Here is a 15,905-nt window from a genome sequence, read left to right as displayed (position 1 = left end):
TTTCACATGAAAATTATAGAAGGAATAAAAAAATATTCAACTACAGATAGAATTGCATTAATATGCAATGATGAAAAACTTACGTACAATGATTTAGAAAAGTATTCAGAAGCCATTGCTTTATACTTAAAAGATATATACAAGGAAGAAGATACACCTATAGTTATATATGGAAACAAAGAAAATATGATAATGCCATGTATGATAGGTGCTTTAAAATCTGGTAGAGCTTATGTACCACTAGATATAAGCTTACCAATGGACAGGGTATTTGACATTACAAAAGAAGTTTCGCCTAAGGTATTATTTAACTTTAGTGATGAAACTGACTTTGGGGATTTAAATGTAATAAACGAAGATAAACTAAATGAAATAATAAAAAAATATGAAAACAAAACTTTAGGAAAAGAAAACTGGGTAAAAGGCAACGAAAATGCCTATATCTTATTTACTTCAGGAAGTACAGGAAAGCCTAAGGGTGTGCAAATAAGTTCAAACAACTTAGATAGTTTTGTAAACTGGATAAGCCCATATTTAAAAATTGATGGAAGCGAAAAAGTAATAATGAATCAAGCAGCATATTCTTTTGATTTATCAGTAACTTCCATATATCCAGCATTAGTACATGGAGCAACTTTATTTTCTTTATCAAAGAAAGTATTAGCTGATTATAAAGAATTATTCAGCCAATTAAAAAGATCAAATATGGCTGTATGGGTTTCTACACCATCTTTTGCAGGTGTTTGTACAACAGAAAAAGATTTTGATAGTAACATGTTAGAAAAGCTTGAATCAATGATATTTATAGGAGAAACTCTTCCGAAAAGCTTAGCTAAGGAGTTACTAGATAGATTCCCAAATACAAGAGTTATAAATGGATATGGACCAACAGAAGCTACAGTTGGTGTTAGTGTAAATGATATGTCTTATGAGTTAATAAATGATGAGAAAAGTCTTCCTGTTGGATATCCTATGTCAAACTGTAAAATAAAAATAGTAGATGACAATGGAAATGAAGTTAAAGAAGGAGAAAAAGGCGAAATTATCATAATAGGACCTTCTGTTTCAAAAGGATATTTTAACAACGAAGAAAAAACAAATGAATCATTTTTCTACGATGAAATAGATAATGTTAAACATAGAGCCTATAAAACAGGTGACAAAGGATATATGTTAAATGGAAATATATACTACTGTGGTAGAGTAGATTTTCAAATAAAATTAAATGGATTTAGAATAGAAATTGAAGATATTGAAAGTAATTTAAGAAAAGTTGAAAATGTAAATAATGCAATAGTTATACCTGTGTACAAAGAAGAAAAAATTGCTTATTTAAAAGGAATTGTTCAGTTAAAAATAGATAATGAACTAAGTAATATGAAAAAAGGTATAGCAATAAAGAAAGAGCTAAATAAATATATTCCTTCATATATGGTACCAAGAACTATAAAAATTATAGAAGACTTTCCAACAAATACAAATGGAAAAATAGATAGAAAGAAACTTATGGAGGAAAATTAATGACTTTTTCACAATATGGAGATTATTTTTATCTTTATATACTACTATTAACTGTAATACCTGCAATAGTTTTAGGACTTAGAGAAAAAAATATAAAATATTATGGTATGATAGCAACAGTTTTCATGATAATATTAATTGTAGGTGTAAATGTTAGACTTTCATATTTAATAGGATTTATAATATGGGAAGTAATAGTAGTTAAAGGATATGAATATGTAAGAAAGAAAACAGATAGCAAACTTATATATAGATTATTTTTATTTTCTTCAATGCTTCCAATAATAGTAAATAAAATTTCACCATTAACATCTTTAGGAGTTATAGGATTTATAGGAATATCTTATTTGAACTTTAGAACGATACAAATGGTCATAGAAATTTACGATGGAGCAATAAAGGAAGTTAATATTTGTACCATGCTTTATTTTGTATTATTTTTCCCTACACTAAGTTCTGGTCCTATAGATAGATCTAGAAGATTTGAACAAGAGTTAGAGAAAAAAATACCAAGAGAAGAATATATAAACGAATATTTAATCCCAGGAATTAAAAAAATATTTATGGGAATTGGATATAAATTTGTAATAGCATTTTTAATAAACATACTTTGGATGGGTAACATATCATCGGAGTTAACTTTTGCAAATGCTATAAACTACATGTATGCATACAGCTTATACTTATTCTTTGACTTTGGAGGATATAGTTTATTTGCAGTAGGGACTAGTTATATTTTTGGAATACACGCACCAGACAACTTCAATAAACCATTTATCAGTAAAGACATGAAAGAATTTTGGACAAGATGGCATATAAGTTTATCAAGATGGTTTGGTGATTATATATTTTCTAGATTTACTATTGGGTTTATTAGAAGTAAAAAATTCAAAAAAAGAGCTACAGCTTCTCATGTATCTCAGATGATTACAATGGGTGTTATGGGGGTTTGGCATGGACTTACATGGTATTATATCCTATACGGTTTATACCAAGGTCTAGTGCTTGTAGGTACTGATATATATCAGAAAAAATCAAAGTTTTATAAAAAACACAAGAAAGAAAAATGGTTTGAGATTGTACAAATAGTTATAACATTCCATATAGCATGTTTTGGATTGTTAATATTCTCAGGACATTTCGCTTAAATATTAGGAGGATAGATTATGCAAGAAACAGTTATAAGTATATTTGAAGACGTATTAGAATGTGATGAAATAAGAGATGATTTAGATATGAATTTATTTGAAGCAGAACTTTTAGATTCATTAGCTATAATAGAAGTTTTAGTTGAGATAGAAGATAGACTTGGTATAGCGCTTCAACCAACAGACTTAGAAAGAAGTGACATGGCAACAGTAAACAATTTAGTTAAATTCTTAGAAAACAGAAAATAGCATTACTTAAAGGTGTATCAATAAATTTGATACACCTTTTTTTTATACCATTTATTTTTAATAAAAAAGTTTAAAGTAATAATAAATTGTGTATATACTATATGTGGTATCGAAAATGATATTAATAACTATATATAGTGTGTTTTACTAGAAAAATACATATAATTAAGCTTATAAAAGGAAGGTAGAGATGAACTGGATAGAACTTAATAACCAAGTCATAATAAAAGACGAAGAAGGAAAATACCAATTAGGCAAAGACAAAGAAGCTTTAGAAAGTTATTTAAATGAATATGTAAATAAAAGATTAAAAAAATTCAAAAGCATAGAGGAAAGATTAAATTATTTAATAGAAAATGATTATTACAGCAAAGAAGTAATAAATAAGTACAGTATGGACTTTATAGAAAAAATTTACACTCATATAAAAAATAGTGATTTCAAATTTCAATCTTATATGAGTGCCAATAAATTTTATCAAAACTACGCTCTAAAAAGTGACGATAACAAAACAATATTAGAAACATACAATGACAAGGTTTTAATAGTATCACTAGCTCTAGGTGATGGAGATGAAGAATTAACTTTAAATTTAGCAGATAAATTAATAAAACAAGAGTTTCAACCAGCTACTCCAACATTTTTAAATGCAGGAAGAGCAAGAGCAGGGGAGATGGTATCTTGTTTTTTACTTTCAGTGGAAGATAGCACAGAGGGAATTTCTTATGCCATATCTTCTGCCAACCATTTATCTAAAATAGGTGGAGGAGTAGCTCTAAATTTAAGTAGACTAAGAGCAAGTGGAGATCCTATAAAAGGAATTGAGGGAGCAGCAGGAGGCCCTGTGGGAGTGGCAAAAATGCTTGAACAATCATTTAGTTACTTTAATCAAATGGGAGCTAGACAAGGAGCAGGAGCAGTTTATTTAAGTGTATTCCATCCAGACTTTGAATTATTAATGGACACGAAAAAAATAAATGCAGACGAAAAAATAAGATTAACAACATTATCATTAGGTGCCATAATTCACAATAAATTTATGGAATTAGCACAAAAAAATGAGAAAGCTTACGCCTTTTATCCATACAGTGTATACAAAAAGTATAAAATTCACTTAGATGAGATGAAAATGGATGAATGGTATGACAAGCTAGCAAATGATAAGGATATAAGAAAAAAGGAAATTAATCCTAGACAGATGCTTACTAAAATAGCCCAGATGCAACAAGAAAGTGGATATCCTTATGTTGTTTTTATAGACACAGCAAATAAAGAACATACTCTAAAAGATTTAGGACTTATAAAAATGTCAAACTTATGTTGTGAAATATTCCAATATCAAACACCGTCAAACATAAAAGGTTATGCAGAAGATAATATATGGGGACAAGATATAAGTTGTAACTTAGGCTCATTAAATATAGCAAATGTTATGGACAATAAAGAGATAGAAAAAACAGTAGAAACAGCCATAAAAGTCCTAACTTTTGTTTCAGATAAAACTAATATAAAAGAAGTTCCAACAGTGAAAAATGGGAATGATAAGTCACACTCCATAGGTCTTGGAGCAATGAACTTACATGGATATTTGGTTAGAGAAAATATACTTTATACCTCGAAAGAAGCTGTGGACTTTTGTAATGTATTTTTTGCCATGATAAGATTTTATGCCATAAAAGCATCTATGAATATAGCAATAAAAAGAAAAGAAACTTTTGTTGGATTTGAAAAATCAGAATATGCAAAGGGTAAAGATAGTGAAGTTTTATCAAAATACTACAATGAAAGTTATTTACCAAAGACTGATAAAATAAAAGAATTGTTTGAAGGTATTTATGTTCCAACTAGAAAAGACTGGTCAAAATTATTAGATGAAGTAAAAGAAAATGGTATATATAATGCTTATTTAACAGCCATAGCACCAACACAAAGCATTAGCTACGTTCAAAATGCCACTAGCAGTATAATGCCAATAACAGATCCAGTGGAAGTTAGAACTTATGGAGATTCAACAACAATTTATCCTATGCCATTTTTAACTAATGAAAATATGCTTTACTATCAATCAGCTTATAGAATGGACATGAGGAAGGTTATAGACATAGTAGCAGCAGCCCAAAGTCATGTGGACCAAGGAATATCTACCACATTATTTGTAACAGATGATAAAACAACTAGAGATATAGCAAGGTATTATATTTATGCTTACAAAAAAGGTTTAAAAAGTTTATATTACACAAGAACAAAAATGACAAGAGACGATAATGAATGTCTAATGTGTTCTGTATAGGGAGAGATAATTATGACATTTACTTTAAATAAAATACACAAAGCAGTAAACTGGAACAAAGAAGATGACAATTTTACACAAGCCTTTTGGGAACAAAACGTAAAACAGTTTTGGCTTCCAGAAGAAATTTCTGTATCAAAAGATTTAAAAGTTTGGAATGAACTAAGTGAAGAAGAAAGAGACTTATATAAAAAGGTTTTAGCAGGTTTAACACTACTTGATACAAAGCAGGGAAACAACGGAATACCTTCCATGATGAGTTTAACAGATAATCTTCAAAGAAAGGCTGTACTTTCATTTATGGGAACTATGGAAGAAATCCATGCAAAGAGTTATTCATCAATATTTACAACACTACTATCAAATAGAGAAATAGATGAATTGTTTGAGTGGATAGAAGAAGAAAAAACTCTACAAAGAAAAGCAGAGTTAATTTTAGAGCAATATGAAAATACAAATGATGAAAAAAGTTTATATTTATCCATGGTAACAAGTGTATTTTTAGAAAGTTTTCTATTTTATTCAGGATTTTTCTATCCATTATTTTTAGCAGGACAAGGAAAAATGGTATCAAGTGGAGAGATAATATCACTTATTTTAAGGGATGAATCACTACATGGAAAATATATAGGACTTCTTGCAAAAGAAAAATTTGAAAGCTTTAATGAAGAAGAACAAATAGAATTAAAAAATAAAATGTATGAAATTTTCAACAGCCTTATGGAGAATGAAATAAAATATACGAAGCTTATTTACAAAGACAGTAACTTGGAGGAAGAGGTTATAAACTTCTTACAATATAACGCGAACAGAGCACTTGAAAATTTAGGATTTGAAGACTACTACCAAATAAAACCTGTAAATCCAATAGTTTTAAATGGCCTTAGTACAGAAACTAAAACACATGATTTCTTCTCTACAAAAGGAAATGGATATCAAAAGGGCATATACGAAGAACTAAAAGACGAAGATTTTATAATATAATAATAAAAAAGTTCCTTATAGAATTTATTTTACAAGGGACCTTTTTATTAGCTATTAATTAAAAATTATATATTTTTAATTCTTATTAAAAATATATGGTAAATTATGTTATAATTCTATAGTAACAACTTGATAAATATTGAATTTATATGTATAAAAATAGAAATATGAATAAAGGGGAAAATTATCTATGAAATAAAATAAAACAATATTAAAACAGGCCAAAGAATGATAATAAATATACTTATCTTTCTATTGAAAATAAATTAATCAGATTATTAACCTAAAATGGGAACTTATTGAAGTTAAAGGGGGTAATATTTGAATGAAGATGCAAAATAAATATAAAATCATGTTAATAGTATTAATTTTCATTACTATTAACTTGTATTTAATATTCAAACCAGCATTCATTTTTTCTGACGAAAATATTTCAAACAAAATAAGTAGTAATTATTTAGAAAAACAAGGCTCCTTAAGTGATTATCAGATAAATTCATCAAAAATATTTAATACTAACAAAGGAACTTTTGTAGAAACACGTTATAATGTTAAGCCCAAAGCACTGGTATACAATGAGTGGAACGCAGGTAACGGGGTAGAAGGTTATAATGGGTGGTTAATTAATAAGTCCACATGTATTCGTTACCAAAAAATAGGATTTATGTATATAACTATTGAAAGCTTTACAGAGTTGTAAATCTTATTAATTTATTTCAATTTCAATAAACAAATTAATAAGATTTATAATTTACATATATTAAGAATAAAAAAGCAATTACTTTAGAAAATTATATTTAAAGTAATTGCTTTTTTATGTAATTATCACATATTACTATTGAAAAAATAATAAAAGAATTCTATAATAATAGATAATGAACGTATGTTCTTAGAGCGTGGAATATATATTTGATAAAAGTTATTTATTAATCTAGAGTTTATATTTTTAAGGAGGTGAGGTTTTGGATTTACAAAGAAAGCTTGAAATATTGTCGTCAGCAGCAAAATACGATGTGTCTTGTTCATCAAGTGGGAGTAACAGAAAAAATAAAAAGGGTGGTATAGGAAATGCTTCTGTAAGTGGTATTTGTCATTCATTTACACCAGATGGAAGATGCGTATCTCTACTTAAAATTTTAATGAGCAATGTGTGTATTTACGACTGCAGTTACTGTATAAGTAGAACTTCCAACGATTTTCCAAGAGCCACATTTACACCAGACGAAATATGTGATATAACTATAAATTTTTATAAAAGAAATTATATTGAAGGCTTATTTCTAAGCTCAGCCATAGTAAAAAGTGCCGACTTCACCATGGAGAAATTGTACGAAACAGTTTATAAACTTAGAAATGAACATAATTTCAATGGATACATACACTTAAAGGCCATACCTGGAGCAGACCAAAATCTAATAGATAAAGCAGGACTTCTAGTTGATAGAATGAGTGTAAATATAGAACTTCCATCATCAGAAAGTCTAAAAATATTAGCACCAGATAAAGATAAAAATAAAATCTTATTACCAATGAAAAATATTAGCAATAAAATTATTCAAAATAAAAATGAAATAAAAAGATTTAAAAATGCCCCAAGTTTTGTGCCTGGAGGTCAAAGTACACAACTAATAGTGGGGGCATCACCAGAAAGTGATTTGAAAATACTAACTTTAAGTGAAAGTTTATACGAAAAAATGAACTTAAAAAGAGTTTATTATTCCGCATTTGTACCAGTAACAAATGACAAAAGATTACCAGAAATTAAAAATCCACCAACACTAAGAGAGCATAGACTTTATCAAGCTGACTGGCTTCTTAGATTTTATGGATTTAACGCCAAGGAATTGTTAAGTGAAGAAAATCCAAATTTTGATATAAACTTTGATCCTAAAACTAATTGGGCTTTGAAAAATATTCATATATTTCCTCTAGAAATAAATAAAGCACCTAGAGAAATGCTCCTTAGAATTCCAGGTATAGGTGAAAAATCTGTTCAAAGAATAATAGCTATACGCAAAGTTTCAAATATTACCTTTGAAGATTTAAAAAAAATAGGTGTAGTTCTAAAAAGAGCACAGTATTTCTTAACTTGTAATGGAAAATATTATGGAGATGTATCCTTTGATGAACCACTTATAAGAGATAAATTAGCTCCTAAAGAAGACTTAAATATATTAGAAAGCAAAGGAGAACAACTAAACTTCTTTAATATGCCTGGATTTTCTTATTCGCCGGCAATATTAAAAGTAGACGATATTTTTTCTTCGGTAATAGGAGAATTATAGGAGGAATCTATGAGAGTATTTTTACATGAATCAACTTTTGAAGGCTTGCTATCTGCCGTTTATGATGCTTATTATTCAAGCATGAAGCCAGAGGCTATTTACAGTAAAATAATATATGAAGAAAATTTAATCGACGAAGTTATTACAATAAAAAGTGATTCTATTAAATTTGAAAAAGTTTATAATGCTATAATAAATAAAATATCAAAAGATGCATTAAATAAAATATATTATGTGTTTTTATCTGAAACAAAGGAAAGTTCTAATTTGATTTATAATTACTTGAAAATGGGATTTAAATTAGGAAAAGATGTGGAATTACATGTAAACAATGATATAGTTTTAAATATGGACAAAATAAGTAATAAGGTATCATATGAACGTCACAGACTGACAGGTTTTGTTAGATTTAAAGAAATAAATAATATATTATATGCTTGTATAAACCCTGACTACAACATACTTCCCATACTTGGGGATCACTTTAAAAAAAGACTTTCAAATGAAAATTTTATAATTCATGACGTAAAAAGAGATACTGCTCTTATTTATGATAAAGAAGATTATTACTTAACTAATTTATCAAAAGACCAAAAAAATATTTTAATAAATAGTGATGATAAAGGTGAGTATGAAAACTTGTGGAAGCAATATTTTAAATCTGTAAATATAGAAGAACGTAAAAATCCTAGACTTCAAAAGAGAATGATGCCAACTAGATATTGGAATAATATTGTTGAAGTTAATAATAAGTAATTAATAGATTTTCTGACAAGTATATAAAATTAAAAATAGTGCAAAAATAAACATGTATGATTAGAATTATCATATTTTACTAATTACTTATACAGCTGGGAGTGAATCATAATGACAAAGGTAACCTTACAAGATATACAAAAAGCACAAGAAACAATAAAAGATATAGTAAAAAAGACAGATATACTTGAAAGTACTAAGCTTAGTACAATGACTGGAGCAAATGTTTATTACAAATGCGAAAATCTTCAAAAGACGGGCTCTTTTAAAGTGAGAGGAGCCTCTAATAAAATAGCAAATCTTACAGAAGAGGAAAAATCTAAAGGTGTTATAGCATCAAGTGCAGGAAATCATGCCCAAGGTGTTGCGCTAAGTGCAAAAATGAACGACATAGAAGCAACTATAGTAATGCCTTCAACAGCACCCCTTGCTAAGGTAACAGCAACAAAATCTTATGGTGCAAATGTGGTACTAGAAGGAATTGTTTATGATGATGCCTATGCAAAAGCAGTAGAACTACAAAAAGAAAGTGGTGCAACATTCCTTCATCCATTTAATGACGAATATGTTATAGCAGGACAAGGAACAATAGCCTTAGAAATTTTTGAACAAATGAACAATAAAGTGGACACTATACTTTGCCCAGTAGGCGGAGGAGGGATAATTTCTGGGGTGGCAGTGGCAGCAAAAGCCATAAACCCTAATGTTAAAATAATTGGTGTACAAACAGCAAATATTCCATCTATGTACGAATCAATAAAAGAAGGTAAGGTAACAACCGCATTTAAAGCAACTTCTGTGGCAGATGGTATATCAGTTAAGACTGTAGGAGATAAAACCTTTGATATAGCAAAAGAATTAGTAGATGAAGTGGTTCTTGTGGATGAAGGGGAAATAGCAGAAGGCCTTTTATTCTTAATGGAAAACCAAAAAGTTGTGGCAGAAGGATCAGGGGCAGTTACAACAGCAGCAATACTAAGTGGAAAATACAAACCAAAAGCAGATGAGAATGTTGTTTGTATAATTTCAGGTGGTAATATAGACGTTAATACTTTAAATAGAATAATTGCAATAGGTCTAAATAAAAGTGGTAGACGTTTTTCATTTAACACAGATATACAAGACAAACCAGGAGGACTTTCTGAGCTTACTAGAATATTAAGTGGATTAGATGCAAACATTATAGCAGCAAATCTATCTTCAATAAATGAAATTGGTAGGTTAAATGCTCATATGATTTTAGAAACTTTTGACCATGAGCATATAGAAAAAATCAAAAAAGCCATAAGTGAAGGTGGTTTTGAAATTAAATAATAAATAAATTACAATAAAATATAAAGAAATTAAAAGCGACTAAATAATAGTATTTAGTCGCTTTATAGATTTAATCTTCAAACCAAGATTTCTGAGAAAGTAGTATAATAATTATTGTAACCAAGATAAACGTTGCTACAATTCCTGCTTCAGGACCAAAGTTTCCACCTGTTATAGTTTTATTCCCAACAGAATGGAGTTGGAAGATACTAGGTAGCTTCAAATCATTACCACTCACTTGAAAACCGTAAATACTTCCTTGAGCCCAGTTCCAAGCACTATGCCAACCAATAGCTCCCCATAAATCGTTTGACTTTATTACGTAAATTGCTAGTAATATACCAGCTAAAGCAATATTTATAGCTGCAATTATTGTAACTTCTCCAGAAGTGAAGTGTAGTACTGAAAAAAACAAAGATGTAACAATAATTGCTAGAACTTTGTTATACTTAGCGCCTATACTAGTTAGCATCCATCCTCTTGAAAATATTTCTTCAGTTCCACTTTGAACAATCCAAGCAAAGATTACAAGAATAACTGGTCCTATAGCTGGGACACCTCGCAAAAGAGATGTATCAGGATTTTCAGCAATATTTCCTGTAACTAAAAGAACGACAGTTACAATTGTAAATGATAAAAATCCAAGTAAAAAACCCAAAATAAACTTAATAAAAAATTTGTTTTTTCTAAAACCAATACTAGTTAATGATCTTCCTTCAATTGCCTTAATTACCCCAAAAACTAAAATAGCAATAGGGAAAAAACCAAGGGTGTGTGTAAAGATCATATTCCAAAAGCTGTCACTAGTTAATGATGGGGGCATTAAAGAAATTAATACAAAACCAATAGCAGAGCCTACAAAAATTATTAATAGGCCTAAAACCAGAACTATAAAAATATTTAGTAATCTTTTTCCTTGTGTTGCTTCTTCTATAATACTGAGTTTTTTCATAAGAAAATTTCCTTTCAATAAATTTATATTTACTGATTTATTATAGAGTAGTTATTTAAGTATTACAATATAATCAAATCTTACAATATATTAATAATGTATTTTAATAGTTTTCACAAAAAATAAATATTATAATAGGTGCCTATAGCTTTTATAAAAAGATAAGATGATATATAGTCAAATACCGTTGTTTATGGTATATTATAATTCGTTGTTTAAATTGAGTTGAAATATATGTAATTGTTAAGGAAAGGAATACCATGGAAATACTTAGATTTAAAAAAGACGAATTTAATATGAAAAATTTCATACGTTACTATAATGAAAATATAGAGGAATTACTTTTTAATTATCCTCATTATATATCAAGGGTTTGTTTAGTAGATAGAGATTATATGGACGTAATTATATTTGATGAGGATTACGAAAATATAAATGAGGAAAAAGATTATGAAGAGTTATTATATAATGGAGAGTATGCACTTCATTTTGTTGTTGGAAAAACTTATGAAGGAGCAGAAAAAATAGAACTTATTAATGGTGAAAAATACGTATTAAATCACTATATGGATGATATTTATGAAGATGAGAACACTGTAAAGGATATAGGCGATTTAAGTTTGAATGTGGATAATTTAGTTGGGTTATTATTTGATTTAGAGGAAAAAGAAGTAGTGGTTCATCCAGTAGATTTTGAACATGGAGGAGAAATTTCTCAACCTAGAATAAGAAACGTTGATTATTGTGGAGACTTGGAAGAAAAATTAGTAAAAATTTTAGATGAATTCTTAAACCAATAATTTAAAGGACAGCTATATAGCTGTCCTTTGTTTATTTCATGCCTAAAACAAAGTTAAAAATCTTAACTCTGTATAAAATTTCATAAACAATAAATGTTAAAACTGCTGAAAGAATTATTATTAGTCCTATGGATAAAGCAGTTGATTTAACTGTAGGGACAATTAAAATTGCAAGAACTAATAAAATAGGTTGATGAATAATATAAATTGGAAAAGTACGCTTATTCAAAAACCTTAAAAGTTTATTATTTTTATTTAAATGAACACTACTAAAACCTGTAACTGTACAAATTGCAGATATTAAAACAGCGTTTTTTAAAATACTATCAATAATCCACACTGTTATATTACTATCTTCTGGTCTAAGAAATAATGTATAAGCTACACCACAAATTCCAAAAAAAGCAAGAGCAGTTAAATACTGAAAGCGATGACTTATTAATTTTTCCAAAATTGTATCATCTTCATAAACAATATAGCCTAGCAAGAAAACTAATAAATATCCTACTATGCTTTTTCCCATTATACTTGGAAACAAGTCGCTACACATTCCAAGGATCAATAAAAATAGAAAACTAAATTTATTTACAAAAGCCTTTTTTAAGAAATGAACTATCTTTATTCCTTTTTCCTTTTTAAAAACTAATGATAAAATAATTCCACCCAATATGGAAACAACAAATAAATATAGTATAAACCATAAGTGAGCAGGGGTAAAACCTCCATCATAGCCTGTAAAATCAGTTACGTGTGAAAAAAAGAAACCTAAGTGACCAAAATAATTCAAGTTTACTTCACCACGCCAAATTCTTGCCAAATAAGTTTGTGGAGGTACTAAAAATATAAGCCCAAATATAAGTGGTACAAGAAGCTTTTTAATTCTTTCTACTATATATTCCTTCATACTTCTACGTTCAAAGGAAAAATATGTGGAAGCTCCTGCAAGGAAAAATAGCATAGGCATATACCATGTAAATAGTAATAAAATTATTATGTTTGCAAAAAAGTTTTTTTCTTGCGAAATAATATAAAAATCCCCAAATTTACAAAATATAACGCAAGTATGATAAACAAAAAGCATTAGTATGCTTATGTTTCTAATCCAGTCTATTTCATATCTTCTCATCCAGTCCTCCAAATTTATAATAAGTTACAATACATTCTTCATATTTATTTTACTTTACCATAAATTTAGTCACATGTATTTATAAATTAATAAAAATAAATTAGAAAATATTAAAGCTGAAAGATAATTCTTCCAGCCATTTTATTTATCCAATTTTAACAATATTTAAACTTGCAGGGCATTCTTCATTGGAAAAACTAGCAATAGTTTTGCTATTAGAAAAGCTATTATTTTTTAATTGAAGAATAGTATTTTCACAAATATAAACTATATCATCACCAATAATAAACATACAATTTTTATTATTAGGATCTACAACCCCAAAGATTCTTTGGATGTTCTTTTGTAAAATATTATTTACATATAGACTTATACTTTGTTCAATAGGATCTCTCTTACCTTCTATATTAACTGGAATCTTATATATTATATGATATACACCAGATTTATTAACTTTTATAGTTGTAGGACTAACAAGAAGAATATCTTCATTGAATATTTCAGTCATATTAAATGGAAAATACTCATCTACACCTACATTTACTAATTCTGTTTGTAGAAAAGTAGCATAAGAGCTTTCCTTATTACTACGCTCTTTTAATATATTGCAGAGGTTTTTTAATAAGTGATTATAGTTTTTATTATAGTCATTAAATTCTTCTTTCATTGACGTTACACCCCCTCGTATATTTTATGATGAGCTTTCAAAAAGAGTTACAAAATAAGATTTATAAACGATAATATTTAAGATAAGTATTAAAATCCCAATTTTTCAAGAAGGATTTAGCTGAAGAGTATCCAGATTTATATAAAGCTTTGATTTGTTCATTAGATATATCAAAATTTGTAGTATCAATACCTAATGTTGGAATATTCACAATTCTAATTGCATCACAATCTTTAAAATATATTTCCTCACTTGTTGCAAGACTTGTTTCTATTACATCTATTGAATAGGGAATAAATCCATTTTGATTATTACTAGGTTTTTCAACATCATTATACAAATTCAAACCAAATGTAGGCCATCTTGGCTTGCGTTTTACATCGAAAATCCAAATAGGGAAGTTACTCAAAAGTCCGCCATCAACAATATAACAAGGAGTTTTTCCACTATATAAAATTACTGGCTCAAAGAAAAATGGTATACTAAGGCTCATTCTAACAGCTTTTGCTATTTCAAAATCAAGTGGATTTATATTGTATTCAACTAAGTCATCAGGCAAGGTAATTAATTTATGGCGTGTAACATCTGTTGCAATAACTTTTAATTTGCTTTCACCATTTACATAAATATCTCTAAAATATTTTTTACCTTTCTTTTCGAATTTTTCTGTTAAAAAATTTTCTACATAATTTCCTGCATGTAGGCCCTTGGAAACAAATAGAGAAGCGATAGGTCCAAATAAGGGAATAGATTGTAAATTATTTTTATCTGCAAACTTATTATAATCTAAGTAAAACATAATAGTTCTTATTTCACTGGCACTATAACCAACAGCTACCAAGGAAGCAACAATTGCTCCAACAGATGTACCAGCAGTTCTTTTCCATACATAACCTTCTTCTTCAAAAAAACAAAGAGCACCCACAAGGGCTATTCCTTTAACACCTCCACCTTTACACACTAAATCTGCATACATTTTTATTCACCACCAATATTAAATTAGTACCTATAGAATTTGGTACAATACATAATATGTAGATTAGTATAAAGATGATAAATATTATAATGAAAGTATTAAAAATTCTTGGAGAAGCTTTGTATTAATTTTTATGAATAGTATATAATAATTCCTAGTAGGATATAGTATTACTTACATTTAAAATAAAATAATCTGTAATACATATTTATTACTGTTAAATTTAACAACTTTCTGTATACTTTAGTTAATTGGTTAACAAAATAAAAAAGGAATTATTTATCAGAAACAGAATATTATATATAAACCTAGTTATTTTAACTATTGAACAGATATTAAAATGTGTGAAATCCCCCACATTCTAATACAATTATAATCATTTAGCACCTTATGCACCTATGCATTTGGTGCTTTTTTCTATATTTTTTTAACAAGGAAATTTATTAAAAAAGGACATGTATAGGTGTTTTTTAAGTTATTTTTTATGAAAATTTGAATAAATAGTAATATATAATTATTTTTCCTTGTTATTATATAAACTTTAGAAAAGAAGGTGAAAATTTGAGCAAAAATCAAAGCATAAAAGTAACAATAAGTTTTAAAGAAAATTATAGAGATTTAACTTTATACAATTATCTTTTGGAAGATATAAAGAATCAATATGGAATAAGCTCCTATGTGAAAAATCTAATAGAAAGGGATATGGAAATAAGAAAAACAAAAACAGGCTCATAATTTATGAGCCTGTTTTAGAAATATAATAATACAAGGAGAAATAATTTAAAAATAGTAAATATTGTATGAAGTACCATTAATAAATTACTTACTAGTAATTGT

General features: G+C 27.9%; 15 protein-coding genes. 11 read left to right on the top strand and 4 right to left on the bottom strand.

Features of this window, described 5'->3' with window-relative positions:
* The first annotated feature begins 6 nt into the window (after positions 1–6).
* From dltA to ilvA, 9 genes are all read left to right on the top strand, one after another.
* Positions 7–1,521, top strand: a complete 1,515-nt coding sequence (dltA, locus tag JW646_RS19055; protein WP_228416022.1) for a D-alanine--poly(phosphoribitol) ligase subunit DltA — start codon at positions 7–9, stop codon at positions 1,519–1,521.
* Positions 1,521–2,669 carry a D-alanyl-lipoteichoic acid biosynthesis protein DltB gene (gene dltB, locus JW646_RS19050; RefSeq protein ID WP_074916780.1) on the top strand — a complete coding sequence of 383 codons (1,149 nt, stop codon included), beginning with the start codon at positions 1,521–1,523 and terminating at the stop codon, positions 2,667–2,669. Before dltA ends, dltB begins: the two co-directional genes overlap by 1 nt.
* 18 nt (positions 2,670–2,687) lie before the next feature.
* On the top strand, positions 2,688–2,918 hold the full coding sequence (gene dltC / locus JW646_RS19045; RefSeq protein WP_074916778.1) for a D-alanine--poly(phosphoribitol) ligase subunit DltC: 231 nt from the start codon (positions 2,688–2,690) through the stop codon (positions 2,916–2,918).
* A 190-nt stretch (positions 2,919–3,108) separates the two neighbouring features.
* The gene (gene nrdE, locus JW646_RS19040) at positions 3,109–5,208 is read left to right on the top strand and encodes a class 1b ribonucleoside-diphosphate reductase subunit alpha (protein ID WP_228416021.1); all 2,100 of its coding nucleotides are present in this window, start codon (positions 3,109–3,111) and stop codon (positions 5,206–5,208) included.
* A 12-nt stretch (positions 5,209–5,220) separates the two neighbouring features.
* Positions 5,221–6,192 (top strand): class 1b ribonucleoside-diphosphate reductase subunit beta, encoded by a 972-nt coding sequence (gene nrdF / locus JW646_RS19035; protein ID WP_228416020.1) that lies wholly within the window; start codon positions 5,221–5,223, stop codon positions 6,190–6,192.
* 325 nt (positions 6,193–6,517) lie between these two features.
* The gene (locus JW646_RS19030; protein WP_148556804.1) at positions 6,518–6,892 is read left to right on the top strand and encodes a hypothetical protein; all 375 of its coding nucleotides are present in this window, start codon (positions 6,518–6,520) and stop codon (positions 6,890–6,892) included.
* A gap of 262 nt (positions 6,893–7,154) precedes the next feature.
* Positions 7,155–8,477: a putative DNA modification/repair radical SAM protein gene (locus JW646_RS19025; RefSeq protein WP_148556803.1), complete on the top strand. Its 1,323-nt coding sequence runs from the start codon at positions 7,155–7,157 to the stop codon at positions 8,475–8,477.
* 9 nt (positions 8,478–8,486) lie between these two features.
* Complete coding sequence (locus JW646_RS19020; RefSeq protein WP_074916769.1) at positions 8,487–9,233, top strand: TIGR03915 family putative DNA repair protein; 747 nt, start codon at positions 8,487–8,489, stop codon at positions 9,231–9,233.
* 111 nt (positions 9,234–9,344) lie between these two features.
* Complete coding sequence (gene ilvA / locus JW646_RS19015) at positions 9,345–10,547, top strand: threonine ammonia-lyase (protein ID WP_074916767.1); 1,203 nt, start codon at positions 9,345–9,347, stop codon at positions 10,545–10,547.
* A 70-nt stretch (positions 10,548–10,617) separates the two neighbouring features.
* Here the strand turns inward: ilvA and JW646_RS19010 are convergent, their stop codons facing one another.
* On the bottom strand, positions 10,618–11,499 hold the full coding sequence (locus JW646_RS19010; protein WP_148556802.1) for a CPBP family intramembrane glutamic endopeptidase: 882 nt from the start codon (positions 11,497–11,499) through the stop codon (positions 10,618–10,620).
* Positions 11,500–11,759: 260 nt separating this feature from the next.
* Between JW646_RS19010 and JW646_RS19005 the strand changes: the two genes are divergently transcribed.
* On the top strand, positions 11,760–12,299 hold the full coding sequence (locus JW646_RS19005) for a hypothetical protein (protein ID WP_074916762.1): 540 nt from the start codon (positions 11,760–11,762) through the stop codon (positions 12,297–12,299).
* A gap of 31 nt (positions 12,300–12,330) precedes the next feature.
* Here the strand turns inward: JW646_RS19005 and JW646_RS19000 are convergent, their stop codons facing one another.
* The 3 genes from JW646_RS19000 to JW646_RS18990 all read right to left on the bottom strand — a co-directional run bounded on the left by JW646_RS19000 (position 12,331) and on the right by JW646_RS18990 (position 15,068).
* On the bottom strand, positions 12,331–13,425 hold the full coding sequence (locus JW646_RS19000) for an acyltransferase family protein (protein WP_228416019.1): 1,095 nt from the start codon (positions 13,423–13,425) through the stop codon (positions 12,331–12,333).
* 145 nt (positions 13,426–13,570) lie between these two features.
* Positions 13,571–14,092: a hypothetical protein gene (locus tag JW646_RS18995; protein WP_228416018.1), complete on the bottom strand. Its 522-nt coding sequence runs from the start codon at positions 14,090–14,092 to the stop codon at positions 13,571–13,573.
* A 61-nt stretch (positions 14,093–14,153) separates the two neighbouring features.
* On the bottom strand, positions 14,154–15,068 hold the full coding sequence (locus tag JW646_RS18990; RefSeq protein WP_228416017.1) for a patatin-like phospholipase family protein: 915 nt from the start codon (positions 15,066–15,068) through the stop codon (positions 14,154–14,156).
* 561 nt (positions 15,069–15,629) lie between these two features.
* Here JW646_RS18990 and JW646_RS18985 point away from each other — a divergent pair.
* The gene (locus JW646_RS18985; RefSeq protein ID WP_228107690.1) at positions 15,630–15,803 is read left to right on the top strand and encodes a hypothetical protein; all 174 of its coding nucleotides are present in this window, start codon (positions 15,630–15,632) and stop codon (positions 15,801–15,803) included.
* The last annotated feature ends 102 nt before the right edge of the window (positions 15,804–15,905 follow it).

The sequence above is a fragment of the Terrisporobacter hibernicus genome (assembly GCF_020809405.1).
Taxonomy (GTDB): Bacteria; Bacillota; Clostridia; order Peptostreptococcales; family Peptostreptococcaceae; genus Terrisporobacter; species Terrisporobacter petrolearius.
The sequence above is the reverse complement of the archived record's forward strand: the minus strand, read 5'-3'. Positions and strand labels throughout refer to the sequence as shown.

Bases quoted from the DNA above. Each gene is read 5' to 3' on its own strand.
- dltC (WP_074916778.1), top strand. From the start codon at position 2,688: ATGCAAGAAACAGTTATAAGTATATTTGAAGACGTATTAGAATGTGAT.
- JW646_RS19010 (WP_148556802.1), bottom strand. From the start codon at position 11,499: ATGAAAAAACTCAGTATTATAGAAGAAGCAACACAAGGAAAAAGATTA.
- JW646_RS18995 (WP_228416018.1), bottom strand. From the start codon at position 14,092: ATGAAAGAAGAATTTAATGACTATAATAAAAACTATAATCACTTATTA.
- JW646_RS19000 (WP_228416019.1), bottom strand. From the start codon at position 13,425: ATGAGAAGATATGAAATAGACTGGATTAGAAACATAAGCATACTAATG.
- dltB (WP_074916780.1), top strand. From the start codon at position 1,521: ATGACTTTTTCACAATATGGAGATTATTTTTATCTTTATATACTACTA.
- nrdF (WP_228416020.1), top strand. From the start codon at position 5,221: ATGACATTTACTTTAAATAAAATACACAAAGCAGTAAACTGGAACAAA.
- nrdE (WP_228416021.1), top strand. From the start codon at position 3,109: ATGAACTGGATAGAACTTAATAACCAAGTCATAATAAAAGACGAAGAA.
- JW646_RS19030 (WP_148556804.1), top strand. From the start codon at position 6,518: ATGAAGATGCAAAATAAATATAAAATCATGTTAATAGTATTAATTTTC.
- JW646_RS19020 (WP_074916769.1), top strand. From the start codon at position 8,487: ATGAGAGTATTTTTACATGAATCAACTTTTGAAGGCTTGCTATCTGCC.
- ilvA (WP_074916767.1), top strand. From the start codon at position 9,345: ATGACAAAGGTAACCTTACAAGATATACAAAAAGCACAAGAAACAATA.
- JW646_RS19005 (WP_074916762.1), top strand. From the start codon at position 11,760: ATGGAAATACTTAGATTTAAAAAAGACGAATTTAATATGAAAAATTTC.
- dltA (WP_228416022.1), top strand. From the start codon at position 7: ATGAAAATTATAGAAGGAATAAAAAAATATTCAACTACAGATAGAATT.
- JW646_RS18990 (WP_228416017.1), bottom strand. From the start codon at position 15,068: ATGTATGCAGATTTAGTGTGTAAAGGTGGAGGTGTTAAAGGAATAGCC.